The organism is Protofrankia sp. CiP1_Cm_nod3, from assembly GCF_982290655.1.
On sequence record NZ_CEVIVD010000014.1, the window covers coordinates 13,662 to 14,720 of the forward strand.

Below are 1,059 nucleotides of genomic sequence, written 5' to 3' on the forward strand. Positions count from 1 at the left end.
GGCGTTCTCGGTGATCTCGGCGTTCTCGGTGACCTGTGCGGCTATCCGCGCGGCGACCAGGGGCGCGGTGCGGAACCCGTCGCCGCCGGCGGCCGCGCACGCCCACACCGCCGGGCCGGGACGGACGAGACGGGCGCCGCCGGTGCCCGCGTCGACCAGGTAGTGGCACTGCCTGACCCGCCGCACGGTGTAGCGCTCCGGGCCGGTCAGGATCGACGCCACCAGCTGGTCGACGCCGACCGGCCAGGAGCCGGCGCCATCCGGCCAGGCGCCGGCGCCGTCGGAGCCGTCTGCGGCCCTGCCCGTGGGGCCGGCAGTGGCCCCGCCCGCGGCCCCGCCCGTGGGGCTGGCAGGGGGCCCGTCCGTGGGGCCGGCCACCGCGTCGGCCTCCCGGCACACCGCGCTGGAACTGACCTTCAGCAGCGTCCCTTCGCCCGGTGGCAGCAGCCAGGACCGCCCGTCGGCGCCGACCCGCCCCGCGCTGGGCGCGCGCTCCCACCAGCGCACCAGCTCCGCGGGCGGCGTGAGGTACACCATGGCCTGGCGGTAGAGCACCATCGGCAGGTCGACCAGCTCGCGCGACCACGGCCCCGCTGCGACGAAGACCAGGTCCGCGCCCAGCCGCTCGCCGCCGGCCAGCACGACCCGTCCCATCTCGGCGTCGACCGAGACGACCTCCCGCCCCGGCAGCACCGTCACCGCGGGGTGCGCGTCCAGCCACCGGGCCACGGCTGTCAGGACCCGGCAGGCCAGCAGCACACCGGCGTCGTGCTCGAGCACCCCCACCGCGCCGGCGGGGAACCTCAGGTGCGGCAGCTTCGCCGGCTCGACGAGCTCGACGGGCAGGCCGGCGCCGGCACCGGCCGCGGCCACCGCCTCGGCCTCGTCGGCGGGCCAGGCGGTCACCACGCCGACGCGGCGGTAGAGCCTGGCGCCCAGCAGCCGCTCCAGCGCCAGCCACTCGTGATGGGCGGCCGCGACCCGCCGGGTGGCGGCCCGGTCGGCGGGGTCGAGCGCCCGCATCGCCCGGTGCTGGTCGAACGAGCTGGACACCGGGTT

1 protein-coding gene is annotated in these 1,059 nt (G+C 78.4%); it reads right to left on the reverse strand.

Going from position 1 to position 1,059, the window contains the following annotated elements; genetic code table 11:
* Positions 1 to 1,059, reverse strand: a 1,059-nt coding sequence (locus AC5LUJ_RS05130; RefSeq protein WP_493464537.1) for an N-methyl-L-tryptophan oxidase family protein, incomplete at both ends; no start/stop codon positions are given.